Here is a 24,371-nt window from a genome sequence, read left to right as displayed (position 1 = left end):
CGTCATTTCCCAGTGTTCGCGGTCAGCTGGCCGCAATGTCACGGTTTTGCCTACCCGGTGTAGTATTTTTGCATGAAAACTGTGAATGATTCTGCTTTTGTCCCCACTGCTTTGACGATTGCCGGGAACGCTGCCTCCGGTGCTGGCGGCCTGCCCGTGGATTTGAAAACTTTCCATGAGCTGGGCGTCTACGGCATGGGTGCGGTCACCTGCCTGGTGTCTTTCCAGGCGGATGCCGGCTGGGGTCATAGTTTCTTCCCGATTCCGCCTGAACAAATCCTGCAGCAGATTCGTTCCGCCATCCAGATTCGCCCCATTGAGGTAACCAAGATTGGCATGCTGGGGACGGTTCCCTCCATTGAGGCCACCGCTGAGGGCTTGTCTTTGCAGCAGTGGAAGCATGTGGTTTTGGATCCGGTGCTGATTTGCAAAGGCCAGGAGGCGTCCTCCGCTTTGGCGGTGGATCAGGCGCTGATTGAGCATATTTTGCCGTCCGCCACCGTGGTCACCCCGAACCTGTTTGAGACGCAGGCACTGTCGGGCCGTCAGGTCACCACCCTGGACGAGTTGAAGGATGCGGCACGGGCGATTGGCGACCTGGGCGTCCCCTACGTGGTGGCGAAGGGCGGCCTGGGACTGCCGGGCGAGGACGCCGTTGACGTCCTCTGGGATGGCTCCGAGATTACCGAGTTCAGGGCCCGCAAACGCGGGGATCAACCTTTGAATGGGGCGGGGTGTACTTTGGCTGCCGCGATTACCGCCGAGCTTGCGAAGGGGGCCGAGGTGGAAGCAGCCGTGTCGGTCGCCCGTGAGTTCGTGACTCACGCGATCGATCATCGTCAGCCCCTGAATATGCCGAATGACGCGGTCTGGCAGGGCGGCTGGCGGTAAATCTGTCGGCTGATGCTGCTGCGCTGACTCTGCTGTTTTTGGTCGTGAATCGTGGGCCATCATAGTAAACTGACGGCATGCGAACTGAAACATGGCGCCTGCAAGGCCACACCGTTCATGACCACACCCTAGAAGTCCCCTGGGATCATCACGATCCGGTGAAAACTCTGGGAACACTAGATGTTTTCGTGCGTGAAATCGTGCCGCCGGGCGGGGAAGATTACCCGTACATTATGTTCTTCCAGGGCGGGCCGGGCGGGAGAAGCCCGCGCCCGTTGAACCTGGAGGGCGGCTGGATTGGCCGACTACTTAAAGAATACCGAGTGCTGCTGCTAGATCAGCGCGGCACCGGCCGCTCTACCCGCCAAGATGCGCACACGATTCTGGCGCACGGTGACGTGGAGGCGCAGGTTCAGCATTTGCGGCTGCTGCGCACCGACCAGATTGTTGAAGATGCGGAAGCCTTCCGGGCGGAGCTTAACGACGGTAAACCTTGGGCAGTGTGCGGCCAATCCTATGGCGGTTTCTGTATCACCACCTACCTGTCTTATCATCCTGACGCGCTGACCAGCGTGCTCTACACGGGCGGCACCCCGACCCTTGATCAGAATGCTGACGAACTGTATCGCCTCACCTACGCGAAGGTCGCCAAACGGAGCCGCGAGTTCTACCAGCAAGTCCCCTTTGCTGACGCGCGAATCCGCGAAATCTGCCATCACCTAGACAATGTGGAAGAGTTCCTTCCCACCGGTGAACGCCTCACCTCCCGCCGCTTCCGGATGCTGGGCATCAACTTGGGCCGCGACACCGGCTTCACCGCCCTGCGCTACCTGCTGGAAGATCCCTTCGTTACCGTGGGCGGGGAAAAGCGCCTCTCCCTCGGCTTCCTCAACGAAATCGGCGCGGACCTCTCCTTCGCGGGCGGGCCGCTCTACGGCCTTATACATGAGGCCATCTATGCGGGCGCCACCCCAGCCTTGGCGGGGCAGGCGACTAACTGGGCGGCGCACCGGATGCGGGCCGAGGTTCCCGGGTTCGCCGAGGATGCAGATTCGCGGAATCTTAATGAGCCGTTCTATCTGACGGGCGAACACATTTACCCCTGGCAGTTCGATGAGGACCCCGCGCTCAGAGCATTGAAACCTGCCGCCATGGCTTTGGCGCAGTACACGGACTGGCCGCCGCTCTACCTGCCGGAGGTTCTGGCCGAGGTTGATGTCCCCGGCGCGGCCGCCATCTATTATGACGATATTTTTGTGCCGCTGGAGCCGTCCATTCGGACCGCTGAGCTGATTGGTTTGAAACCCTACATTACTAATGTTTTCCAGCATTCTGGGATTGGCACTGATGGGGCGGGGATTTATTCTCGGCTGCTGGACATGATTCGCGCCTGAACCCTGAGCTCACAGAAGCTCCACAGTTGTGTATGAGTTATTCCCCAAAACAGGCCAAAAACAGCCCGTTTTGGGGAATAACTCATACGTAAACGGTTTATGGCTAGAGGTCGGCGACAACTTCCTCGGCCTTAGCGAGGGCCGCTGCCGCATCCGGGCCGGAAGCCACTAAACGTAGTTGGCCGCCGCCCTTCACGCCCAGCGTCGTCAGCATCATTACCGAAGCCGCATCGACCGGGCCGGTGCCATCCGTGTCATTGAAGGCCTCAATCTCCGCATCGAATTCACCCATCGCGGTGGCCAGCACCGCTGCCGGACGGGCATGCAAACCGACCGGATCATTAATGGTGAGGATCTTAGTGAGGGAATCATCGCCTCCACCACTTGGTGCAGCGGAAACCGCGGATTCAGCGGCCGCCGCACCCTCGCCCTCGTCCTCGGAAATCGTCATGGCCGGAAGGCTCGAATTCGCTAGAGCCTCCCGCTTCGCCTCCAAAGCGGACTCCGCGGAAGCCGCCACCGCCGCCAAAGAGCCGCCGCCCGCAGCGGTCACCGCCGCGGCGACCAGGCCCTCCACGAAAGGAGCCGCCGCCACGCGAGTGCGCTCCGCCAGCTCCGGATCCAAGAACTCGAAAGCCATATCTGTGGAAATCAGGGCGGAACCCATATCAACCAGCACCAGCACGCCGTCCCCACTATCAGCCTCAGCGATCGCCTCAGAGACTGCGACCGCGTCAGTGCCGAAACCCGCGCCGCCCTCAATGCCGGCCGCCAGCAGCAGCTTTGGGCCGTCATCGGGCAGCATGATTTGCGCTAAATCCCGGGCCGCGGCCGCCAGCGCGTGAGAGTGAGAAACCAAAACAATACCAATCATGGGAAAACTCCTAAAAGTCAAAGGGACGGGATAGTGGGCGGGCAGATACAGTGTCGGCGGGTCGGGGGCAGATAAGGCAGGCCGTCAGATACGGCTCCGACGGGTAGCCTAGGAGGGGACGAGGATGACCCCGGCAACCCGTCAGCGAAAACCGGGTAACGTGCGGCCAAAAATGTGGGCTGGCCGAGAATCCCGACCAGCCCACACCTAGAACACTAAGGAAATGTTCTCCGACTATTCCTGAGTGAAGGTGTCGAATGCGGCACGCAACAGCAAAGCTGAAGAAGCCGCGCCGGGATCTTTCACCCCGGCTGAACGCTCACCCAGGTAGGAGGCGCGACCCTTGTGCGCCACCATCGGAATGGTGTCCTCCGCTCCCTGCTCTGCAGCCAAAACCGCAGCCTCCAAGGAATCGTGGAAACCCTTGCCCTCAGCGAGGGCCTTGTCGTAGGCAGCCAAAGCCGGATACCAGGCGTCAAGCATGGTTTTATCTCCCGCCTCAGCTTTGCCGCGGGCAGCAATACCTTCGACACCAGCATGGAGACCCTTACCGAAAGTCTCCGCGCTGATTAGTTTCTGATCCTCCGATTCGGCGGCAAAAGCAGCCGCCATACGGATGAAGAAAGTGCCGTAAAGCGGGCCGGAAGACCCGCCCACAGACGAGACCAGGGTCATTCCAACGCGCTTGAGCAAAGTGGAGGCATCATGGAACTCTTTACCCTCCAACTTCAGAACAGCTTCCATGCCGCGCTGCATATTGGCCCCATGGTCAGCGTCGCCAATCAGGCGATCCAGCTCAGTTAAATCAGCCGCATGACGGCGAATCAGGACGGCGTAATCATCCATCCACTTCAGAATCTGCTCTACTGTTGCGCTCATTGTTTTACTCTCCCCACTGCAATCCGGCGGTCTTAACTGGAGCGTCCCAAAGTTTCAGCATCTCATCATCAGCGCGACATACTGAAAGGGCACAGCCAGCCATATCCAAGCTGGTTACATAGTTGCCAACCAAAGAACGGGCCACTTTAATCCCCTTCTCAGCTAGCAGTGCTTCGCATTCACCATACATCAAGTACAGTTCAGACAGCGGGGACGCACCCATGCCGCCCAACATGGCGATTACCGGGCCGCCAGTGAAGTCCAAGTCGGCGGTGATCGCCTCAACCAGTTCCTTCGCCAGCTCATGCGCAGACTGCAAAGGCCGGCGCTCACGGCCAGGTTCACCATGAATACCGATGCCCAGCTCAATCTCATCCTCGCCCAAATCGAAAGTCGGGCGGCCCGCTGCCGGAACCGTGCAGGAAGTCAAAGCCAAACCGAAAGAGCGCGTATTGTCGTTGACGCGCTGTGCAATCTCACGCACCGCCTCCAAATCCGCGCCGGTTTCAGCCAAAGCGCCAGCGATACGCTCCACGAACAAGGTGCCACCCACGCCGCGGCGGCCCGCAGTGTAAAGGGAATCTTGCACCGCTACGTCATCATTAACCACCACGGTAGCGACCTCAACGTCACTTTCCGCCGCAGCCAGCTCCGCAGCCATTTCAAAGTTCATGACGTCGCCGGTGTAGTTCTTCACAATATGAAGCACACCCTTGCCGGCATTCACCTTCGTGGTGGCTTCCATAATCTGATCGGGGACCGGGGAAGTGAATACCTCGCCGCAACAAGCGGCATCCAGCATTCCGTGACCCACAAAACCGGCATGCAAAGGCTCATGGCCGCTGCCGCCGCCGGAAATAATTGCGACCTTATCGGTCTTCTTAAGTTGACGGTAAACAATGTGGGTGTCCACATCTACGTCAAGCAGGTCGGGATGCGCTAGTGCCATACCCTTGAGGGAATCAGTGACAACATCTTTGGGATCATTGATTAATTTTTTCATAAACTCAGTTAAGCACGCCACATCCCCAGGCGCAACAGTCAAAGCCCAATTGGGGAATAAACTGCTCATACGTGCACCTGAATGAGCAGTACCTAACGATTTGAGCGTGCAGGTCCCCAGCACTGATAGAATAAACGCCAGGCTGTTCGCTAGCCTATTCGCCAGTCAGCGGACCAGATTAGAGAGGCTAAAATGGGCAAAAAATTCAATCTTCTTCTCGGCGTTGGGGTGGGATACATCCTCGGCTCCAGAGCGGGCCGTGCACGCTATGAGCAGATTCTTCGGGCCGCCTCCAAAGTGCGTAACTCGAACCTTGTTGCCAAACCCCTCGACCGGGTTGGTGAACGCGCCGCCGAAGCTATCCGCCACCAGGGTGAAGTTGTCACCGATAAGGTTGCTGACGCCGTAAAAGAACGCCTCTTTGGCGCCCCCAACGGCGGCTCAGGCACCAGCCGCGGCGAATACATTGACGTTGAAGTAATCGAAGAAACCACTGAGAATAACGACTGATTACGACCATGGAAACGCAGAGCTCCCAGACCACGGAACGTCCCGAACCGACGCGTGAGCAGATTCGCCGCTGGCGTCGCTACCTGGCTGACGAACGCCACGAAGCCGACACCTACCGCGCCCTCGCCCGCAAATACACCGGGGAGGAGCGCCGCATCCTCGAACGCCTAGTGGACGCTGAAGAACGCCACGAATCCTACTGGCTGGCCCTGCTGGGCGAACGTGCCCTGCCGGAGCCGCGCACCGCGTGGAGCACCCGCCTGCTGTCCACCCTAGCTCTCAACTTTGGTTCCATTTTCACGCTGGCAATGATGCAGCGCACCGAGCAGCGTTCCGGCTATGACGGGGACGAGGATGCGCCCGACACCATGGCCGCCGATGAGCACGTACACGGCGAAGTGGTCCGCGCCCTCGCTGCGAAGAGCCGCTCCCGCCTGTCTGGAATGTTCCGTGCCGCAGTTTTCGGTATGAACGACGGCCTCGTATCCAACCTCGCGCTCATTATGGGTATCGCCGCCTCCGGTGCTTCCAACGCTTTCGTTATCCTGGCGGGCCTGTCCGGTCTGCTGGCTGGCGCGCTCTCCATGGCGGCAGGCGAGTTCATCTCCGTGCGCTCCCAACGTGAACTCTTGGAAGCCTCCACCCCGGACGTTTCCGCCTACCATTACTTCCCCGCCCTTGACGTCAACGCGAACGAGCTGGCGCTCATCTACCGCGCCCGCGGCATGGATGAAGAGAAAGCCCAGCGGGCCGCCGACGAGTCCCTGCGCCGCTTCAAAAACGGTGGCCTCCTCGACGACGCCCTCGCGCCCGCCGGCTACTCCGACTTTGAAGAAATCGGCTCCGCTTTCGGTGCGACCATCGCCTCCTTCTGCTTCTTCGCGTCCGGCGCGCTCCTGCCGCTGCTCCCGTTCCTATTTGGGGCCGAGGGCGTGTTCGGCATGGTGATTTCCGCAGTGGTGGTGAGTGTTGCCCTGTTCGTGACCGGCTCCATTGTTGGTATCCTGTCCGGTCAGCCGCCCTTCTGGCGGGGTGTGCGGCAGCTACTCATCGGTTTGAGTGCAGCCGCTGTCACCTACCTGCTGGGCATCCTATTCGGTGCGTAAATGCTTAAACACGGTGAGGTGAACGCATGACCCTGCTTCTTTCCGGCGCGTTAGATGCCTCCGTCTGGGATTTTGATTCATCCACTCTGTCATTGGATGCGGTCTTTCGTTTCATTGACCTGTCCGGTGTTTTCCTCAACGGTATTGTGGGTGGGCGTTTGGCCCGGCAAAAACGTTTCGACGCGGTCGGTTTCATTGTGCTTGGAATCATGTCCGCCATGGGTGGCGGCATTATCCGTGACGTCATGCTGGCGGCGGGACCGCCCTACGCCATCACCGACCCGTACTATCTTTACACTGCGCTGGCCGGCACCCTAGTGGCGTTACTGTTCCGCATGGATTCATCCTGGTCCGTGAAATTTGTGATCGCCGCTGACGGTGTGGTGCTGGGCCTGTGGTCCGCCACCGGCGTGGTCAAAGCCATGAACCTAGGATTTGGCCCCATGCCGGCCCTACTGATGGGTATGCTGACCGCGGTCGGGGGCGGCATGATCCGCGATATTGCGGCCGGAAACGTCCCCATGGTTTTTGGTGGCAACTACCTGTACGCCACCCCGGCGGCTATCTCCTCCCTGACGACTCTGAGCTTCTGGTATGCCGGAGAGCAACGCATCGGCATGCTGGTTTCCGCACTGGTCGGTTTTGCTTTCACCGTCCTGTCCAACTGGAGGAAATGGAAACTGCCTGCCGCTGATGATTGGACCATCACTATGACTACCGCGCAGCTACGTAAAGTGCTGCGACGTCAACGCAAAGTCACGATTGAGCGGGCCGTGGAGCAGGCGGTGGCAGCAGCGACTGAGGCTGCCACTTCCGCTGCTACCGAAGCAGCTACGGAGGCTGCTACTTCTGCCGCCACTTCCGCTGCGACTGAAGCTGCGACTGAAGCCATCACGGAAGCTATCCACGACCTAGAGACCGAAGAGTCACAGAACCTTGAAAACTAACCGGCCAGCCGGCAAGGCGACTTCGCGTAGCAGCAGAATCAGGAACCTCCTCACCCTGATTATTCTGGTAGCGGTTACCGGCTACCTGCTGATCCCCGGGCTGGGCCCCGACCTGCTGGACCTTGGGCGCAGCAGCAGCGGGACCGGGGGATCACCCTCGTCCTCGTCCCAAATCAACCCCGAAATCGTGACCGCCCTAGGGAAAGTGCGGGTGCGCGAGGGCGAATATGAATCCACCCGCCGATATGAGCGTGAGGATTTCGGTGAGGCGTGGGCGGATGAGGACCACAACGGCTGCAATACGCGCAACGATATTCTGTCGCGCGACCTCTCCGACGTCGAATACACCAGCCCACGCAAACCCTGCAAAGTGCTGTCCGGGCGCCTCGCGGAACCCTACACGGGTGAATCCGTCGAGTTTGTGAAAGGGCCGAATACCTCCCCGCTAGTGCAGATTGACCACGTCGTAGCGCTGGGGGACGCGTGGCGGTCCGGCGCGCAAAAATGGGACCTGGCGAAACGGCAACGCTTCGCGAACGATCCGCTGAACCTGCTGGCCGTCGACGGCAAAGCCAACTATGAGAAAGGCTCCGCCTCCGCGGACCAATGGCTGCCCGCCAACCGTCACTACCACTGCCGCTACGTGGCGCGGCAGCTGGCCGTCAAAGCTAAATGGGACCTGTCAATGACCAGGGCGGAAAAGCAGGCAATCAACTCCGTTATTGCTACCTGCCCGACAGTTAAACTCCCGCAAGATTTTGGGGAGATTAAGCCTTAATCAGGTGACCGCAATTCGGGCACTGGCAAATAGTGGCATCCGCACCCTCCGTTGCCAGCGCCTGCTCCACGGTCTGCGCTTTCGTTTCCGCCAGCTGACGTTCCTCCCGATAGATTCGCACCAGCCAGTACGCGTCAATCAGCGCAATAATAAAGTTCATCGCGAAGAAAGGCCAAACCCCAATGATTCCGTTATAGGCGGTAGCCAGCGCGCAGCCAGTAAAATTCCACCAGCGGAACTGTTTGCTTGAGCCCAACATTAGCGAAATCACCACAACAGCTGAGCCCAGCCACCCAAATGCTTCTAACCAGTACAAAGAGTCCTACTTTCGACTTTTTAATCCTTATTTGATTAACGTTTCATACTATCAAAACTGCGGGTTTTTGCTTGGTGGACTCTGATGACCACCATTTCCGTCGAGTGTGCACCTTACGAACAATTGTGCACCGTGCAAGGTGCACAATTGTTTTTAAGCATCACAGTCGGTGAAGGATTCCGTGTAATCCATGAAAAACCGGCGTCCCCACGCCCTCGATTCGATTAAATCCTCGAAATTGTGTGCAAAACTGCCACAATCACACGTTTGTGTGTGGACTAATGCCACACAGTTTCGATACTGTGTGCGAAAATACCAAAAATCGCCCAAATTCGCCCTAATTTTGGCTTTTTGACACACAAAAACAATAATGTGTGGCAAATTCCCACACGCAAATGTAGATAAGGGGCAGTTGCTCGCGCAGATGGAGGTGGGCGGCAAAATCCCACTGTGTTGGAGCGAGGGTGGGGAGCCGCGTCCCCTCGGCGATTCGGCAGTTGCCGGGTTGCCCGTCTGGTTGATTCTTCAGTTACCCAGCCAACCAACCAGTCAGCATAGCCGTCTAGTTGACCGCCCTACTGTTGTCTTTAATAATCTGCCCGTCTTTGAGCTCAATCATTCGGTCTAGTTGTCGGGCAGCGGCCAGATCATGGGTTGCTACCAGCATGGTGATTCCCAGTTGTGTCTGTAACTGTGCTAATAGTTCCAGAATCTGTGCGGAGGTGTCAGAGTCAAGGTTTCCGGTGGGTTCATCCGCTAATAGGAGATGGGGTTTCACGACGAGGGCGCGGGCGATTGCCACCCGTTGCTGTTGCCCACCGGATAGTTGCTGTGGTGTGGATGCGGCTCGATCTGCTAAACCTACCTGGGCAAGAGCCTCAAGGGCGAGGTCTCGGTGAGTTTTGCGCGGTTTGCGGCCAATCAGTGGCGCCATCACATTATCGAGGGCGCTCAGTGAATCAATCAGGTAGAAATGTTGAAAAATGATGCCGATGCTGGCTCGATAATCTGCTGCCGCATTGCCTTTCAGGCTGGTGATGGAGGTGTCTCCGACGCGTATTTGCCCGGAATCTGCTTTGTCGATGGCACCGATTAGATGTAGCAGCGTGGATTTTCCGGAACCGGATGAGCCGACCAAAGCTACCGACTGGCCGGCTGGCACAGACAGGCTGAGGTTTTGCACGGCTTTAATCTCATGATCCGTGCCGCTTTGATAAAACTTGTTTACGTCTACCAGTTCTAGGCTGCTGCCGAAGCTGGCCGAGGGGGCGACTTGTTGCCATGGTGCGCTACTCATTTGCTGTCTTTCTGTCAGGAGCCGTCTGCCTTTGCCAAGTGTGGGCTTGGATGGCGGAAATCAGAATGCTAACAATCATGCTGACCGCACAAACTGAGAGTGTCGTGGTGAGGTGGCTGAGACTGCGGGCAATTATGGTGGTTAAAGCGAGGGTGATAAGTGAGGCGGTGAGACTGGTGAGGAGAGGCTGGGCGATGCGGGTGAAGAATACTTGCCGAGGACGCCAGCCGATGGCGGTAATACTGCGGTAAACGGGCTGGTCTTCGAGGCTGCTGATCCAGTTGACAGTGCTGATTGCAAGGAGGGCTAACGCGATTAGAAAACCGGCCGCTATCAGGTCTGAGGAGCGGATTTGCAGGCTAATCTGATTTCCTAGCAGGTTTCCAGCCAGCTGCCCTTGGAAGGTGTTGTTCATCCAGATGAGGAGACTGAGGCTGCTGGTCCCAATGGTGAAGGTGGTGAGGGAGACTAGGCTGCGGGTCGGATGCTTTGAAAATAAAGCAAACCCGAGACTAAATGGGGTTAACCGTAAACGCATTGGGCGCGCTTTAGCTTTCGCCGGCTTGTTTTGGCGGTAGTAGCTGAGGGTGGCGATTAGGTTAGTGGTGAGGGTGAGAATAATGGTGAGGGGCAGAATGAGCGGCAGGATGAGCCAGCCGCTTTCAGGCCCGCCGATTTCTAGTCCGGCCAGTTTGGTGAGAGCCGGGGTGAGCGCGGTTGCGGCGAGGCCTGCGATTGTGCCGAGAATGATTGCTTCTATGCTGGTGAGCCGGTAGATTCTGGTTTTTCGCCAGCCGAGGTGCGCTAAGATTTCTAGTTCCGTTTTTCTGGCGAGGAGGTTCGCGTGCGCGGTTAGTACGGTGGTGGCAAGTGAGCAGATCAAAATGATGATGCTCAAGAATAAGGTTTTGTAGTCTGTGGCTTGCGCAATCTGGGTGACGACACCTTTTTTGGACCACAGCTCGGTTAGCTCAAGGGCGGGAATCCCCCACGCGGAGGCAGGCAAAGTCACGGTTTGGTGCAGTAGCGCAGAGTCGGTAATGATATCGACTTGGAGGCCGGTGCGGTGATGTATTTCTTCGGCTAGGCGTCGGATGGTTTCCCGGCTGTGGGGTGTCATGGCTTGGATGCCGGCGGCTTTGACGCGGATTGCGCTGATGGGGGCGTCGGCTAGTTCCGGCTGCTGGGAGGACGCTAAGGCTTGCACGGTGGCGTCGAGGTCGCTGAGGATTCCGGGCGGGATTTGGAGGTATCCGGCAGGGTTCAGGTCGGATAAATATTGGCTATTTCCGAGGATTTCGCGGCTGGCTGGGGTGGCGGTTTCGGTTGGTAGATTCTGGTAAATGCCGAGGGGGAGGCGGGCTGTTCCACCGGCGGTGAGGGCGCCTAATTTGTCAGTGTCGTAGAGTCCGATGGGGAGCAGGGCAAGTGAGTCGTCGGGATTGAGGTCGGCGGGGAAAGGAATGAGGGTTTGTACTTTGCGGTAGGAGCTGTCTTCGGCGCCGGGCAGGCCCCTGTAATGGAAATCGTTTCGTTGTTGTGTGAGAGGGGGTAGGTTTTGCGCTTAGAGATGGTTTTCAGATTTGGCCCGGTAGGTGACGTCCCCGATCCGGTCGAGTTGGGTGAGAGCGATTTTGTCGTCATTGTGGTGGAGATTTTGGGGGGAGAAACTGAACTGGTTTTGGAACTGCTGCCACAGGTAGTTGAGGGGAATATCTTTTTCAATGAGGGTGTTTTGTGGCGCCGAACTGAGCTTTGTGACGAGGGTTTCACTGGCCCCTTCATGTTTCCAAAGTTGTGCAAGTTGCGGCTCTAATTGTTTAACTTCCAGATGATATTTCAAATCCACGGCAGGCATGCGGGCAGTTAAAATAGCGGGGAGGATCCGTTGTGTGGAGGTGGGTAGTTCGGGTGAAAGTGTCTCGTATGGGAGGGTTTGGATTCCGCTTTTAGCAGTCAAGTATTGTCCTCGGCTAATGCTTTTATCTAAACCGATTAGCTGTGCTTCTGCGACTGGGTCTATGGCCGCCCAGGTGAGGGGAAGATAGTTAAGCCCGATGGGGACTATGTTCTGGGCGGGTGGAAGGTTGGCGGTGCCGGTAGTGAGGTGCTTAGTTTCTTCAGGGTCTGTGGTGTGTCCGTAGCTGAAAACGGGGGGTTCATTCTGGGTGGGAATGTGGTTTAGTGGTTTTTTCTCGGTGCAGTTGGTGTAGGAGGCCAGTTCAGGGTCGAAACAGAGCCGGTCGGGGGAGAGGAACACGAAACTGTCGGTGGTTTTCTGGTAGCGGCCATTTCTGCTGAGGGTATTGGTTTTTACGTTCAGCAGAGTGGGTTGGTCGGTGCTGGTGAGTGCGGAAACGTCACTATAAGGAAACAGGGTGGGGTAGATTTGCCCAATTATTGCGATGGGGGCGGCGACTTCCACTTGGGTTAGGCTCCGAATGGTGTCAAGTTGTGGTAGCGTGATTCCGCCATAGGTGTTGGAGAGAAAACTGGGCCGGACAATATTTTTTTCAGCTTCGAGGGGTAGCGCAGAGTTTGGAGGCCGCACCAGAATATCGTAGGCTCCGCGCCAGTTTTGGTTGAGAGTCTGGATGGTTTTTAACTGTTGCGTGCCGAGGTTAGCGCTGAGCGCCACAAAAATTGGGACGGTGAGGGTCAGTGACAGGAGCATCGCTAGGCAACGTTTAATGTTGCCGCGAATATAGGCTGCCGCTAACTTGAACATGAGCTTTCTCTTTCCGGACTCTGGATGCTCTAAACTCTAGTAGTCTCTGTACTCTACGTCATACTATTGTGTAGGTCTACTACGTACAAAGGAAATGCCAATGTCTGAGATTGAAGAACTGCGCCTCGAAATGAAGAAGTTTATTGAGGATCGAGACTGGGCAAAGTTCCATGACCCGAAGGCGATCCTGCTGGCCATGATGGGGGAGATGGGTGAGCTGGCGGAGTGCTTCCAGTGGCTGCCCGCGGACCGTGCCGCAGAGTTAGTTGCCGAGGGGGAAGCCCACGAAGCCGTCAGTGATGAGATAGCTGACGTGTTTATTTTCCTGCTCCACTTGTGCACCGCCTGCGATATTAACCTGGAGGAAGCTACCCGCCGCAAAATTGCGAAGAATATTGCTAAATATCCGCTAGATTCCCTGCCTAAACGAGGCCGCCAAGCCGCCGAGCAATAGTCACAAAACAGGAGACTAGCCACGGACCCTCCCTCGGCCCCCAAAACCTACTCGAAATCCCCCACTAGGCGGTCCTTAAACGACCTCTTGGACTGAACCACCTTCAGCGGCGCGACCGTGCCGTGCGCGAAAAAATGCTCCCGCTGGGAGAGGGTCCGAATCACAATCTGGTCAACCAGGTCAGGGAACTCCAGGGCGAACTCGCGGTAAATCTGCGGATCATGCTGCCCATTATCGCCGACCAGCACCCATGAGACTTGCGGCAACTCGGCAGCTAGGCGGCGCAGCTGAGTGCGTTTATGCTCCTGCCCGGACCGGAACCAGCCAGTATTCGACGGCCCCCAATCGGTGAGCAGAAAGCTACCGCGCGGATATCCGTGCCGGCGCACAAAATCCTGCAAATTTCCGATCACATTCCAAGCCCCCGTAGATAAGTAAATCACCGGGCCGGGACATTCAGCCTGCAAGGCTGCAAAAAATTTTGGCATCCCCACCGTTGCGGAACGAGCCTTCGTATGCGCCACAAAAGCATTCCAGAAAGCCAGGAAAGGCCGCGGCAAAGCCGTATTCATAATCGTGTCATCCACATCCGAAATAATGCCGCGGATTGGCTCCGCCCCCACAATCTGAACAGGCTGACTGACCGGTTTGCCTCCGGATACGCTCACCACCGCGTCATGCCAGCCGGCCGGCAGCCCATGCCCGCGCAACACCACATCAACATAGCCGCCCCGATCAGTGATCGTCTCCAAAGTTGCGGCACCCAGCCGAATCTGCACGGGCACGCCCGCCAGCTGCAGGCTCAAAAACTGCCAGAACCCCCTTCTTTGGCGCAAAAATTCCCAACGATCATAATGGGGTGAGACCATCAATACGCGCACAATAATGCGCGCAAAATCAGTGGGGGAGGACGGGTTTGGGTCCGAGGGTGGTGCGGAACCGTAGGCCGCCAGAGGGAAAGGCTGGGCGATCAGCCCTCGCCAGCGCCCCCAACGACGCAGCCCAGCATAAATCCAATCCTCCACTAGGGCAGCTAGCGCCCCGGATCTATGCAGCCAGTTATTCAACTTTTTCCCCCGGATTTTGAGTTTCGGCAGACTCAGCGGATCCGGCAGTCTCGGCAGATGAGCTCAAATCCTCAGTCCTCCCGGTAGAGGATTCCGTATGCTCTTCGCCTGAAATTGCGTCCTGTAGTTCCTGCGAATGCTGTCGGCGGGAAGCCCGCAAAGAGGTGCGTATCAGCGGCAAAGTTGCGACTGCCACCACGGTCATTGCGGCACCGCCGATCATCGCCATGAAGAAACCGCCAGTAGAACCGTGCAGGTCGGTTAACCGCCCTGCCACAGTTAGACCGGTGGCAGTCCCAATATTCATGAACGTGTTCATCCAGGTTAAACCCTCGGTCAGGCGGGAAGCCGGCACGATTCGTTGCACAATCGTGGTCGCGATTGTGATTGTGGGGGCGAAAGCCATGCCGGTGATAAACATGGCGATCCCCAAAGACCATTGTGCGGTGGTGAATAAGAAAGTGGAAGTGCCTAAAGCCAGTGCAATTACCACAGAAATGTAGATGCGACTGAGCGGCACCCGCCACTGTCGGGACCCAAAAATCAGAGCACCCAGCAGTGAGCCGGTCGCCATGATCCCCAGTTGCAGTCCCGCTGAGGCGGGCACTCCTAACTCTTTCGTGAACTCTACGACTGCCACGTCGATGGAGCCCAGCATGGCGCCCGCCCCAACGAAAGTCGCCGCAATCGACAGCATCGTGCCGGATTTCATTATCATGCCCGCGTCCAGGGAGCCGGCCGCGATCTTCCCCGTAGGAGCCGGCTCAGTGGCGCGCAAACTAAAGAACCAGATTCCGCCTAGAACCCCGATTACGGCACAGGCAATCAGGCCGGCTGTCGGATGCACGTAGGTGGTCAGTGCGGTCGCAATCATTGGCCCCGTCATGAACACAATCTCATCGAGGGCGGCCTCTAAGGCGAAAGCCGTATTTAATAGGTCGGGCTGATGCAAAAGATTGGACCAGCGGGAGCGGACCATCGCCCCGATGGAGCCAGCAAACATGCCTGCCGTCACTGAAAACACGTACAGCAACCAAACCGGACCCTGAATAGCGGCAACCCCAGCGACCGCCAAAAGGGAAGCTGAAGAAAGCATGATTGCTGGGCGCATCACTTTGGCTTGCCCGTAGCGGTCTACCAGCCGCGCCAGCATCGGGGCGCCCGCGGCGAAACCGAGGATGCCGACCGCGTTGACCTGGCCGGCGATCGTGTAGTTGCCGTAGGCGGTGTGAATCAGAATCAGCATGGACAGTGAAATCAGCGCCATCGGGTAGCGTGCCGCAAAGCCGGCGGCCGAAAATAGGGCAGCGCCGGGTTTTGACAGAATTTCACGGTATGAGCTGAACATGCTCTCATTCTGGCATGGCTGCCGCCAGATTTTCGACTGCTGCACGGAACTTTCTCACTGAGCCGAGGACGAGGGCGCCGCGAGTTGCCAGCCTCGCAGTGTAGTGCTTCAATAGAAACAGAAGAAAATGACACAGTTTTGAATAGTGTCGCATAAGTTTGGTTTGCCTTACTTCTTTTCCGCCCGCACTACCACAAGCTGAGGATTCTATGAGCTCTGCCGCAACCGCCCAGCTGGACGTCAAAGCACTGATTAGCACTGGCATTTTCACTGCCCTGTATTTTGTGCTGTTGGCGGTCGGTGCCATGATCAGCTTGCTGAATCCATTCATGATGTTCGTGGGGCCGCTGGTCGCTATCTTGCTGTCCGGCCCGGTCATCATGCTGTTTCTGGAGAAAGTCCGCACCCCTTGGGCTTTCGTGATTTTGGGATTCATCATTGGGGCGCTCATGATGCTGATTGGCCGGGTCTGGTATTGCATCCTCGTCGCTCCCTTTGCCGCGCTGTTGGGTGACTTGATTGCCCGTTCTGGGAACTACCGGAAGCGGTCTTTGAATCTGCTGGGGTATTCGGTGTTTGCGCTTTGGACAGTCACTCCGCTGGCTCCCATCTTGTACGATACGGACAATTTCTTGGGTCATATTTCGGGTAGCATGGGCGCCTCCTATGCGAAGACTCTGGGCGAGATTTTCACTCCCGCCGGCATGGGTTTATTCGCTGTCTGCGTGTTCGTGTGTGCGGCTCTGTCCGCCTGGGTGGGGGCCATTATCATTCGGAAACATTTCCAAACCGTGTGAAACTATGGCACTAGCGGAACCCGCGGTGCCGTCAAGGCGACCGCCCCGCATGCGCTTGTCTATTCACTGGGGTTCTACAGGTCTTTGTTCTATTTTCTGTGCTCTGATTCGGCAGAGGTTAATAACGCAATATCTGTGCACATCCTAAATAGAAAACTGATTTACTTTCTCAGTAAATTAGCGTAAATTTTCGTTTGTAGACAATGGCTGTCTACATTGAAAGAGAGGCAAAAATGAAACGCATTCTTTCTATCCTATCCGCTGGCACATTCGTAATCGCATTAGCTGGCGCATCAGCTAGCTTGGCTATGGCAACTCCGACCCCAACCCCAGATAATCTGGACAAGGCATTTACCACCGTCATTCCAGATAAGGCAGATGATAACCAAGCTCGCTACATCCTCGTGGACGCGGACAACGGGAAGATTCTTGAAAACCGTTCACTATCTGGCGGATTTTAGCTACTTGACAAGTTGTTTGCGTATTGCAAATTTTAATTATTAGGAGGTGCCTGTTATGCACGCTTTTATTCTAATTGTGGCGACAGTAGGAAAAGTTGCTGTAGGAGCAGCTGTAATCTTGGGCTGCTACTTCCTGTACAAAATAGAACGGCACTTAAGCTCTGGTAGGCCCGATTAAAGTCTGTTCTACCTACGCGACTTAGAGTTAGAAAGTTTGCTGCTGCAATCTGATCAAGAGGCTTTTTGAGTTTAGGTTAAAGGCGCAGCCAAGGCGGTACCCCCTGCATTGACGTAGGGGATACCGCTAGTTTCCTTTTGGGGGTCATTTTTCAAGACGGCGAATAAGTTTTCGCGTCTCTAGCTGTTTGCCAGTCCAAACTGCCTCTACCTCTCAGCGGTTTTCCCTGCTCCAAGGGTTGCTACTTAGCTAAGGCTTATGTTTCAATGAGCAGGAGCAGAACAATTCAAGGCAGGTTAAGCAATGAAAACGGCATCATCAGCTGGCGGACTGGATGTGAAAACTCTAATCACTACCGGAGTTTTCACCGCCCTCTACTTTGTGCTGTTAGCAGTCGGCGGCATCGCCGGGATCTTGAACCCGCTGATGATGTTCATTGGCCCGCTGATTTCCATTCTGATTTCCGGTCCCGTCATCATTTTGTTCCTCCGCAAAGTCCGTGCCCCCTGGGCGCTGGCCATCATGGGATTCCTGATTGGTCTGCTGATTTTCATGGGCGGACACATCTGGTACACCATTATTGTTGCCACTTTGACGGGTCTGCTTGGTGATTTGATTGCCCGCGCCGGAAAGTACCGCAACCGCGCCCTAAACGTGTTGGCGTACGCGGTGTTCTCCCTGTGGAACATTACGCCACTGACCCCGATTCTTTACGACACCGACAATTTCTTGCAGCACATTACGGAAAGCCTGGGCGCCGATTTTGCCCAGCAGATGGGCCAGATTTTCACGCCCGCCGGGATGCTCCTATTCGCTGCCTGCGTCTTTGCGAGCTCACTGGTTTCCGGCTGGGTGGGCGCCCTAATCGTGGAAAAGCACTTCAAAACCAACTGATTTATGAGTACTGAATCCGCTGCCGCCGGCTCCGCGCCGTCATTTAGTCCCCTGCTAGGGGAGACGCGCGCACCCTCGCCCTCGGGACCCCTAATGACGCGCCTGGGCGTGACCGCATCCAACGTGGATCCGCGCACCAAGCTGCTGTTTCTGGTGGTGGTGAATACGACGCTAATGCATGCGGCGAAGGCGCCCGAGATTCTGGTCGGCATGCTGGTTGCCGGTTTCCTGCTGGTTGTCAGTGACGGCTGGCGGTCGCTGCGCCCCTACCTGCTGATTATGCTGCCCGCCGCGTTTTGCGCCTATGTTCTGCCGCTGCTGTGGCAGAACGTGCTGGTCGCTATTTTTGTGACTATCGGCTACTGGACACTCCGTTTCGGGGTGTCAATCTCCGCAGCAATCTACGTGATTTTGACGACCGGCCCGGCGCAACTGACGGCGGCGCTGCGGCGGCTTCGCATCCCACAGTTCATTGTGATTCCCTTTACCGTGGTGCTGCGCTACATTCCGACCGTCATTGATGAACTGTTCGCCATCCGTGACGCCATGCGGCTGCGCGGCCTGTTCCCCGGCGCTTTCGGGGTGCTGGCGCATCCGATTCGCACCGCCGAGTACATTCTGGTGCCGCTCCTCTCCTCATCTATCCGGATGGCGGATGAGCTGTCCGCCGCCGCTTTGACGCGCGGGCTGGGTGGCGCCGTCCAGCCGACCAGCATTGTGCGTCTGCGTTTCACCTGGCATGACGCGGCGCTGATTGCGGCGACCGCGGCCATCGCTTTCGCCTCCACCATTTGGGGGTGGCTGCTGTGATTAAGGTTTCCAAGGTGACATTCCGTTACGGCGTCGAGGACGAGGACGCACCAGACACCGGTTCGCCGGTGCCTGGAGGAGGCCCGGCGATGCCCGCCCTCACTGACGTGTCTTTTACCGTCCCCGAAGGCTCATTGACGGTGCTGTGTGGGGCGTCCGGTTGCGGTAAATCCTCCGCTTTGCGCCTGCTCAACGGTCTGGTTCCACATTTTCATACGGGCGAACTGAGCGGCAGCGTCGAAGTCGCCGGCCGACAAGTCTCAGACAGTCCACTGGTGGAAACCGGCCGGGTTTCTGCGACCGTATTCCAAAACCCCCGCACCCAGTTCTTCACCTCCGAGGTCCTGTCTGAGCTGGCTTTCCGCAACGAAAACTATGGGCTGGATCCGCAGCTGATCCGCGACCGCATCAGTGAGCAGGGGGAGGCCCTAGGCGTCGCGCACCTGCTGGGCCGGAATCTGCGTCAGCTTTCCGGCGGTGAACTGCAGCGCGTCGCCTGCGCCCAAGCTGTCATGTCGAATACGCCGGTCCTGCTGTTCGATGAGCCGACCTCCAACCTGTCCGTCCCCGCGATCGCGGATTTCGCGGCCCTGCTGCGCCGCCTCAAAGCGGATGGCAAAACCCTGGTCGTCGCGGAGCATCGCCTCGCTTTCCTGGAGGGTCTAGCCGACCAGGTCCTCTTGATGGAGGGCGGCCGGGTGGCCCGCCGCTTCACCGGCGCCGAGTTCTTTGCCCTCACCGATCAGCAGCGCCGAGACTTAGGTTTGCGGCGTTTGCATCGCGACGAGGGCGTGTTCGCTGGCCATCCGCCAGTGAAGGATAAGAGCGTCGCAGAGTGCCCAGTAATTTCGGAACATGATGCGCCCGTCCAGGCGCAGACGGCTCCAACTGAAACGGGCAGCACGCCAGCGCCCAGCCCGACGGCTCATGCTGGTGAACCTATTTCTGCGCCTGTCGCCCGACCCGCCGAAGCCCTTAGTTCACCTAGCGAGCCGCTAGAATCCGGGGTTTCTCTACGGAAAATTCGGGCCGGCTACGGCAAACGCATCGTTTTAGAGATTCCGGCCCTAGACCTGCCGGCCGGTGAAGTGACCGCCATAGTGGGACACAACGGCGTCGGTAAATCCACCCTCGCTAAACTCCTGTCCGGCCTGCTGAAACCGCTGCCCGGCGGGAGCATCTACCGGCACGGAACTTTACGTAAACCGGAGGATTTGCAGGCCGAAACCGCCCTCGTCATGCAAGACGTCCACCGGCAACTATTCTCCGCGAAAGTTAAAGATGAAATCACTTTAGGCTTGAGTAAGGAACGCCAAGAAAGTATTGATGTGCCCGGCCTGCTGGAGCAGTTCGAGCTGGCAGATTTAGCGGACCGGCATCCTTTAAGCCTGTCGGGTGGGCAGAAACAGCGCCTCGTGATTGCGGCGGCGGTCGCAAGAGATGCGCAACTGTACCTGTTTGATGAGCCGACTTCGGGGGTCGATTACCGGCATTTGCGGCGGATAGCGGCCCGGTTGAACGAGTTAGCGGCAAGTGGCGTAAACGTGCTGGTGATTACGCACGACCCTGAACTGATTGACGCCTGCGCGGATTCTCTACTGGTTTTGCGGCCCGGCGACCGTGCGGAGACTGCCGCTACCTGCAGTTACCGAGCAATATAACCAACCTACAGTAAATGTGAGTAGAGTCACAATGTATTTTGTGTGCAAAAATCTATGATAATGAAATGACGCCTGTATCAGCTTAACATGCGCTTAGCAACGATGCAAATCGTGTGTCAAGTTGGTGCCCTGAACAGTTTCTCGGATATCTCTTGAAGGAAGCTAAGCTTTACTTCCAGTCATCCGCTGATAACTGCAAGAAGTAACTGAAAGGATGGTGACCAAAATGAATAAAGTTACGGATTTGCGGAAAACTATCCGACTAATCGCGAGTGTAGTTTTTCTTCTCTCCTTGCTGATGCTAGCCGTATCGCTAACTGGTGTGGCAGGAACTTACACCGCTGTTCTCACGACAATCGTGATGCTTGGCGGGGTAGTTACCGCGCTTGGCGCCGCAGCCCTGTTCATCGTCTCTCTTAACAAGAGAAACGCGGACTACTTGCTGCTGGCGCTTGCAGTAGGTGGCGTTCTGCTCATGCTGAGCCCTGCTATCTTGTTCTATATCGGATTCGCATCTGGAGGTGCAGGATAACTTCTCCAGCTAATCCTAAAACCTCAGGGTGGGTGGTTTGACTGCAATCAGCAGCAAACCACCCACCCTGTCTCTATAAGTACAACTTCCCGGAGCACTCCCTTTGGCCTAGCCTTCCGCAGACTGAGGGGCAGACTAACCCTCGTCCCCCGCCTCTGAATCCTCCAGATTTGGCATAATCTCATTCGCGAAACCACTTACGTCTTAGCTCAATTCTGGGCATATTCGATATCTGGCTCAATGATTAGCATACTAGCACCTGTGCAAGCCAGTGCCAAACCAGCTAGAGTCACAATTGTCTTGTGCATTTCAATTTCCTTTCAGTTGTAGTTTTGGGTATCGGACAAGGTATATAACAATCAAAATTATGATGGCGACAAAAACGGGTGTAAGCCAAATCAGACCGGGCTCAACTTTCTCGGGTAATGCCCTTCCAACAAAGACGGGGACCACCAGCATACGGCCAATCACTGATCCACTGATAATAGCGAACAGGTATGGGAATAGGTGTGAAAGCTGGAGGCGGAAAATAAAGTATTGATTCGCGCCGTAATCAATCATGGTGGCAAAAAATTCTTTGCGATAGCGCTTAGTGGTAGCCAATCCGATGGCAGCCATTAAAAGAGCCAATCCACTTTCAAAACCGAAGATGCCATAGCTGAGAAGCCGCAAAGTGCTACCGTCAATCTCGCCCGGTTGGTTAATAAAACCTAAAGTGCGGGATGAAACTGTGCTGAAAAAATTTTGCCGATCAGTGACAGGATAACGGTTGAAGTCTGGAATGTAGAGGGCTCTTTCCAATCCGATGCGAATATTCTTTTCGCGGAACACGGCTAAACTTGGGTCAGCAATCCAGTCGGGTAATTGCGCATTTCCCAAACGCTGATCTACATCTTTTTCAAGGGTGACTTTACCTAGTGTGATTGGAAAACTTTCGTCAAATCTACTGGGGGTGGAATCGAATTGGAAAAGGGAATAGGTATTTCCTGCTTGGGCTTCGGCAAGCTCAGGAGATATCTTTCCTATCAAATCTTTACCATTATCTGAAACCACAAAGCCGAATAGTCCGGTAAAGGATTTGCAAGCTGGGTTGTCGCTAGAAGTGGCCTCATTGCACTGGGCAGATTGTTCTGAACCTATGCGTATTTGAGCATGAGGTTTCTCCGGGACAGCAAATACTATTGCGTTAGTTATCATCTCAGGAAATTTTGCCTGCAAATAATCCACATCTGTTTGAGTGAGAGACGAAATTGCAACATAGCCGCCCGCATTTAGGTTTCCCCCTGAAAGTGCCTTGTTCTGCATCCATAAATGAGTGCCGGCAGTCGTAGCTATCGCGCAAACGACTGCAATAATTGGGGTGAAAGAGATTGCTGGTGTGCCACTGCGGTAGCCGGCGATTCGTAATGGTTTTCCATAGGGCAACCAAGCTAAAATAAAACCGGTTAGACCCAGTCCCATAGCTAAAGCGATTACTGATGTGTAATTCCACAAGGGATGAGTGTAAGCGAAAGGCGCGCTGGCAACGCCGAAACCTATCATCAGTAAAGTGAATATCGACAAGCCTTTGATTGATTTGCCGCTTGAAGATAGGTTGTCGGTTTTGAAAGCAAATTTGGTTCTAATGCGTGCCCAGAATAATCCAACTGCCACAGCCGCCAAGCATGATATAAAAATCCCCAGATAGCCTTGTTTAATTCCAGTCCATTCTATTTGCAGCCAGTAGTGATCAAAATAGGATCCAAGCGGCTGAGCCAACCAAAACCCCAATAAATGGGTACAAAGTGATCCTAATAGTACGGCAGTGAATGATAAAGCTAGCAGTGGGGTGATAGTCAGAAAATAGGTTTTTCTTTTCGCCATTCCTGCGGCTTCAAGGGCGATACGAAGCTTATAGGTAACATTCGAAAACACAGAAAAAGCGGTGAATAGAAGGACGCCCACTGCGACTATGAGAATGTATGCAATCGCATCCCACACTCTGATTAACGAATCTTTCACTGACTCTTGAGCAAACTGGATGTTACCTTCTACAGAAATTACTCCGAAATTGTTGCTCTCTAAGTCTTTGAGGCGCGGATCATTTTCAGGATTTGTATTTGTGTACCAGTAGCCAGACGTTTCAGATGGTTCGTCGCTACTAATCTTTGTGACTATAAACAATTCGCTGGTGCGGGCGGGGAGCACTGAAATGCCTACAACTGTGGCATTGAGCTTATCGCAGGTTATTTGGCTGCCTAGCTCCAGATTGTGCAGGTCAGCAAGCTGACGGGATAGCACTACCTCGTTAGGACTGTTTTGAAAACGTCCAGCCAGTAGCTGACTGTATTGTAGGTTTCCACCTACTTTAATCAAATCAACTTTTGTGATCTTATTAGTATCGGAGAGGGTGCAGTTTCCTTTAATAAACTTGATAAAATCCGGTTCTTTTGCTTCATCGCTAAGCCGTTCCTGTCCGGCATAGGTGGTAGATCCAACAAGATACCGGAAACCCCCATATGTCGAACGAACATCATTTTCAACTGTGCGAAGATAGGTCGCTGAGACCATTGTTCCCAACAAGGATAATGACGATAAAACAAGCAAACCAACAAAGAACGCGGCTACAATCTTTAGGTTACTGCGAATAACACCTAAAACTATCCGCCTGTTCAACATCAGAAACTACCTTGGGGTGAAGTAGACAAATTCTTTTCCACCATCTGATAGTCGTGAACCAGCACGACCCTGTCTGCTGCTGCCGCCAATGCCGGATCATGCGTTACCGTCACAATACAGACGCCCGTTTCATGCGCTAAGTTCCGCAGTAAGACTGCTATTTCAAGTGAAGCCTTTTCGTCTAAAGCGCCGGTGGGCTCATCTGCCAAGATTACTTTCGGATAGTTTGCTAATGCTCTCGCAATCGCTACTCTTTGCGCTTCTCCCCCAGAAAGCTGACTGGCCGGATAGTCAGCCAAATCATAGATTCCTAAACGTTGCAATAAATCTAACGCACAGTCCGGTTTAGATTTAAGGTTGCCTGCCACCTGCTGTGCTAAACGAATGTTATCGGCGGCAGTAAGAAAAGGAATCAGCCGGTAATCCTGGTAAATCCGAGTCAAAATGTGTCCGCGCAGTTCCCCCAGTTGATATGCTCCAACTTCTTTTCCTGCGATTGTGATGCTACCTGAATGCGGGCGAAGCGTCGCATCAAGTAGATTCAACAAAGTGGTTTTACCTGAACCAGACGGACCCATGACTGCATGAAACTTCCCTTCCGCAAAAGACACGTTCATTCGGTCAAAAATCAGCCGACTGGAGCGCGCTCCGGGAAATGAAAAAGAAACCTCAGAACACTCAATCACAGGGTTACCTTTCTAATAACGTGGATACTGCTCAGTGCGAGCCCATCCAGCTTCCCACGATCCCCATTGAACAGCCCAGCTGGTGGAATATGTTTTATGGGT

24 protein-coding genes are annotated in these 24,371 nt (G+C 55.5%); 13 read left to right on the top strand and 11 right to left on the bottom strand.

Annotated features, from left to right (window positions below; translation table 11 throughout):
* The first annotated feature begins 72 nt into the window (after nt 1-72).
* Both BM477_RS00645 and BM477_RS00640 read left to right on the top strand, forming a co-directional pair.
* The gene (locus BM477_RS00645) at nt 73-891 is read left to right on the top strand and encodes a PfkB family carbohydrate kinase (RefSeq protein ID WP_075360751.1); all 819 of its coding nucleotides are present in this window, start codon (nt 73-75) and stop codon (nt 889-891) included.
* 77 nt (nt 892-968) lie between these two features.
* Nucleotides 969-2,285, top strand: coding sequence for an alpha/beta fold hydrolase (locus BM477_RS00640; protein ID WP_075360750.1), 1,317 nt, complete (start codon nt 969-971; stop codon nt 2,283-2,285).
* A 103-nt stretch (nt 2,286-2,388) separates the two neighbouring features.
* Here BM477_RS00640 and dhaM read toward each other — a convergent pair whose 3' ends face one another.
* The 3 genes from dhaM to dhaK all read right to left on the bottom strand — a co-directional run bounded on the left by dhaM (nt 2,389) and on the right by dhaK (nt 5,041).
* Nucleotides 2,389-3,159 (bottom strand): dihydroxyacetone kinase phosphoryl donor subunit DhaM, encoded by a 771-nt coding sequence (gene dhaM / locus BM477_RS00635; protein WP_075360749.1) that lies wholly within the window; start codon nt 3,157-3,159, stop codon nt 2,389-2,391.
* A 234-nt stretch (nt 3,160-3,393) separates the two neighbouring features.
* Entirely contained in the window at nt 3,394-4,038 is a 645-nt protein-coding gene (dhaL, locus tag BM477_RS00630; protein WP_075360748.1) for a dihydroxyacetone kinase subunit DhaL, read from the bottom strand.
* Nucleotides 4,039-4,042: 4 nt separating this feature from the next.
* Nucleotides 4,043-5,041, bottom strand: a complete 999-nt coding sequence (gene dhaK, locus BM477_RS00625; protein ID WP_075360907.1) for a dihydroxyacetone kinase subunit DhaK — start codon at nt 5,039-5,041, stop codon at nt 4,043-4,045.
* A 192-nt stretch (nt 5,042-5,233) separates the two neighbouring features.
* Here dhaK and BM477_RS00620 point away from each other — a divergent pair, with 192 nt between their 5' ends.
* From BM477_RS00620 to BM477_RS00605, 4 genes are read left to right on the top strand one after another with little or no spacing between them, the layout of a single operon-like run.
* Nucleotides 5,234-5,551: a protoporphyrinogen oxidase gene (locus BM477_RS00620; RefSeq protein WP_075360747.1), complete on the top strand. Its 318-nt coding sequence runs from the start codon at nt 5,234-5,236 to the stop codon at nt 5,549-5,551.
* Nucleotides 5,552-5,559: 8 nt separating this feature from the next.
* A complete protein-coding gene (locus BM477_RS00615; protein ID WP_075360746.1) occupies nt 5,560-6,657 on the top strand; it encodes a VIT1/CCC1 transporter family protein in 1,098 nt (365 codons plus the stop codon).
* 26 nt (nt 6,658-6,683) lie between these two features.
* Complete coding sequence (locus tag BM477_RS00610) at nt 6,684-7,604, top strand: trimeric intracellular cation channel family protein (RefSeq protein ID WP_075360745.1); 921 nt, start codon at nt 6,684-6,686, stop codon at nt 7,602-7,604.
* Entirely contained in the window at nt 7,594-8,382 is a 789-nt protein-coding gene (locus tag BM477_RS00605; RefSeq protein WP_084543606.1) for an HNH endonuclease family protein, read from the top strand. Before BM477_RS00610 ends, BM477_RS00605 begins: the two co-directional genes overlap by 11 nt.
* On the opposite strand, the gene BM477_RS00600 is transcribed toward BM477_RS00605, so the two are convergent.
* The 4 genes from BM477_RS00600 to BM477_RS00585 form a co-directional block, all read right to left on the bottom strand.
* Complete coding sequence (locus tag BM477_RS00600) at nt 8,372-8,698, bottom strand: hypothetical protein (RefSeq protein WP_075360744.1); 327 nt, start codon at nt 8,696-8,698, stop codon at nt 8,372-8,374. The two genes, BM477_RS00605 and BM477_RS00600, sit on opposite strands and share 11 nt — an antisense overlap.
* 562 nt (nt 8,699-9,260) lie before the next feature.
* Entirely contained in the window at nt 9,261-9,995 is a 735-nt protein-coding gene (locus BM477_RS00595; RefSeq protein WP_075360743.1) for an ABC transporter ATP-binding protein, read from the bottom strand.
* Nucleotides 9,988-11,202 carry an FtsX-like permease family protein gene (locus BM477_RS00590; RefSeq protein WP_075360742.1) on the bottom strand — a complete coding sequence of 405 codons (1,215 nt, stop codon included), beginning with the start codon at nt 11,200-11,202 and terminating at the stop codon, nt 9,988-9,990. The genes BM477_RS00595 and BM477_RS00590 overlap by 8 nt, the downstream gene beginning before the upstream one ends.
* A gap of 357 nt (nt 11,203-11,559) precedes the next feature.
* Entirely contained in the window at nt 11,560-12,723 is a 1,164-nt protein-coding gene (locus BM477_RS00585) for a hypothetical protein (RefSeq protein ID WP_075360741.1), read from the bottom strand.
* 100 nt (nt 12,724-12,823) lie between these two features.
* Here BM477_RS00585 and BM477_RS00580 point away from each other — a divergent pair, with 100 nt between their 5' ends.
* On the top strand, nt 12,824-13,177 hold the full coding sequence (locus BM477_RS00580; RefSeq protein ID WP_222842257.1) for a nucleotide pyrophosphohydrolase: 354 nt from the start codon (nt 12,824-12,826) through the stop codon (nt 13,175-13,177).
* Nucleotides 13,178-13,224: 47 nt separating this feature from the next.
* Here BM477_RS00580 and BM477_RS00575 read toward each other — a convergent pair whose 3' ends face one another.
* Both BM477_RS00575 and BM477_RS00570 read right to left on the bottom strand, forming a co-directional pair.
* Nucleotides 13,225-14,244, bottom strand: a complete 1,020-nt coding sequence (locus BM477_RS00575; protein ID WP_075360739.1) for an App1 family protein phosphatidate phosphatase — start codon at nt 14,242-14,244, stop codon at nt 13,225-13,227.
* A complete protein-coding gene (locus BM477_RS00570; RefSeq protein WP_158024332.1) occupies nt 14,237-15,637 on the bottom strand; it encodes an MFS transporter in 1,401 nt (466 codons plus the stop codon). The genes BM477_RS00575 and BM477_RS00570 overlap by 8 nt, the downstream gene beginning before the upstream one ends.
* Before the next feature lie 164 nt (nt 15,638-15,801).
* Here BM477_RS00570 and BM477_RS00565 point away from each other — a divergent pair, with 164 nt between their 5' ends.
* From BM477_RS00565 to BM477_RS00540, 6 genes are all read left to right on the top strand, one after another.
* A complete protein-coding gene (locus BM477_RS00565; RefSeq protein ID WP_075360737.1) occupies nt 15,802-16,389 on the top strand; it encodes an MptD family putative ECF transporter S component in 588 nt (195 codons plus the stop codon).
* 233 nt (nt 16,390-16,622) lie between these two features.
* Nucleotides 16,623-16,850 carry a hypothetical protein gene (locus BM477_RS00560; protein WP_075360736.1) on the top strand — a complete coding sequence of 76 codons (228 nt, stop codon included), beginning with the start codon at nt 16,623-16,625 and terminating at the stop codon, nt 16,848-16,850.
* 481 nt (nt 16,851-17,331) lie between these two features.
* The gene (locus BM477_RS00555) at nt 17,332-17,922 is read left to right on the top strand and encodes an MptD family putative ECF transporter S component (protein WP_075360735.1); all 591 of its coding nucleotides are present in this window, start codon (nt 17,332-17,334) and stop codon (nt 17,920-17,922) included.
* A gap of 3 nt (nt 17,923-17,925) precedes the next feature.
* Nucleotides 17,926-18,732: an energy-coupling factor transporter transmembrane component T gene (locus BM477_RS00550; RefSeq protein WP_084543605.1), complete on the top strand. Its 807-nt coding sequence runs from the start codon at nt 17,926-17,928 to the stop codon at nt 18,730-18,732.
* A complete protein-coding gene (locus tag BM477_RS00545; protein WP_084543604.1) occupies nt 18,729-20,393 on the top strand; it encodes an ABC transporter ATP-binding protein in 1,665 nt (554 codons plus the stop codon). Before BM477_RS00550 ends, BM477_RS00545 begins: the two co-directional genes overlap by 4 nt.
* 226 nt (nt 20,394-20,619) lie before the next feature.
* Nucleotides 20,620-20,925 carry a hypothetical protein gene (locus tag BM477_RS00540; protein ID WP_075360733.1) on the top strand — a complete coding sequence of 102 codons (306 nt, stop codon included), beginning with the start codon at nt 20,620-20,622 and terminating at the stop codon, nt 20,923-20,925.
* A 309-nt stretch (nt 20,926-21,234) separates the two neighbouring features.
* Here BM477_RS00540 and BM477_RS08515 read toward each other — a convergent pair whose 3' ends face one another.
* Complete coding sequence (locus BM477_RS08515) at nt 21,235-23,583, bottom strand: ABC transporter permease family protein (RefSeq protein WP_075360732.1); 2,349 nt, start codon at nt 23,581-23,583, stop codon at nt 21,235-21,237.
* Nucleotides 23,583-24,269, bottom strand: coding sequence for an ABC transporter ATP-binding protein (locus BM477_RS00530; RefSeq protein WP_075360731.1), 687 nt, complete (start codon nt 24,267-24,269; stop codon nt 23,583-23,585). Before BM477_RS00530 ends, BM477_RS08515 begins: the two co-directional genes overlap by 1 nt.
* Nucleotides 24,270-24,371 lie beyond the last annotated feature (102 nt).

It is taken from the genome of Boudabousia marimammalium, assembly GCF_001936115.1.
Classification (GTDB): Bacteria; Actinomycetota; Actinomycetes; order Actinomycetales; family Actinomycetaceae; genus Boudabousia; species Boudabousia marimammalium.
The sequence above is the reverse complement of the archived record's forward strand: the minus strand, read 5'-3'. Positions and strand labels throughout refer to the sequence as shown.

Coding starts and splice junctions, on each gene's coding strand:
- BM477_RS00540 (WP_075360733.1), top strand. CDS start 20,620: ATGAATAAAGTTACGGATTTGCGGAAAACTATCCGACTAATCGCGAGT.
- BM477_RS00645 (WP_075360751.1), top strand. CDS start 73: ATGAAAACTGTGAATGATTCTGCTTTTGTCCCCACTGCTTTGACGATT.
- BM477_RS00615 (WP_075360746.1), top strand. CDS start 5,560: ATGGAAACGCAGAGCTCCCAGACCACGGAACGTCCCGAACCGACGCGT.
- dhaM (WP_075360749.1), bottom strand. CDS start 3,159: ATGATTGGTATTGTTTTGGTTTCTCACTCTCACGCGCTGGCGGCCGCG.
- BM477_RS00560 (WP_075360736.1), top strand. CDS start 16,623: ATGAAACGCATTCTTTCTATCCTATCCGCTGGCACATTCGTAATCGCA.
- BM477_RS00555 (WP_075360735.1), top strand. CDS start 17,332: ATGAAAACGGCATCATCAGCTGGCGGACTGGATGTGAAAACTCTAATC.
- BM477_RS00610 (WP_075360745.1), top strand. CDS start 6,684: ATGACCCTGCTTCTTTCCGGCGCGTTAGATGCCTCCGTCTGGGATTTT.
- BM477_RS00595 (WP_075360743.1), bottom strand. CDS start 9,995: ATGAGTAGCGCACCATGGCAACAAGTCGCCCCCTCGGCCAGCTTCGGC.
- BM477_RS00550 (WP_084543605.1), top strand. CDS start 17,926: ATGAGTACTGAATCCGCTGCCGCCGGCTCCGCGCCGTCATTTAGTCCC.
- BM477_RS00565 (WP_075360737.1), top strand. CDS start 15,802: ATGAGCTCTGCCGCAACCGCCCAGCTGGACGTCAAAGCACTGATTAGC.
- dhaL (WP_075360748.1), bottom strand. CDS start 4,038: ATGAGCGCAACAGTAGAGCAGATTCTGAAGTGGATGGATGATTACGCC.
- BM477_RS00580 (WP_222842257.1), top strand. CDS start 12,824: ATGTCTGAGATTGAAGAACTGCGCCTCGAAATGAAGAAGTTTATTGAG.
- BM477_RS08515 (WP_075360732.1), bottom strand. CDS start 23,583: ATGTTGAACAGGCGGATAGTTTTAGGTGTTATTCGCAGTAACCTAAAG.
- BM477_RS00620 (WP_075360747.1), top strand. CDS start 5,234: ATGGGCAAAAAATTCAATCTTCTTCTCGGCGTTGGGGTGGGATACATC.
- dhaK (WP_075360907.1), bottom strand. CDS start 5,041: ATGAAAAAATTAATCAATGATCCCAAAGATGTTGTCACTGATTCCCTC.
- BM477_RS00640 (WP_075360750.1), top strand. CDS start 969: ATGCGAACTGAAACATGGCGCCTGCAAGGCCACACCGTTCATGACCAC.
- BM477_RS00585 (WP_075360741.1), bottom strand. CDS start 12,723: ATGTTCAAGTTAGCGGCAGCCTATATTCGCGGCAACATTAAACGTTGC.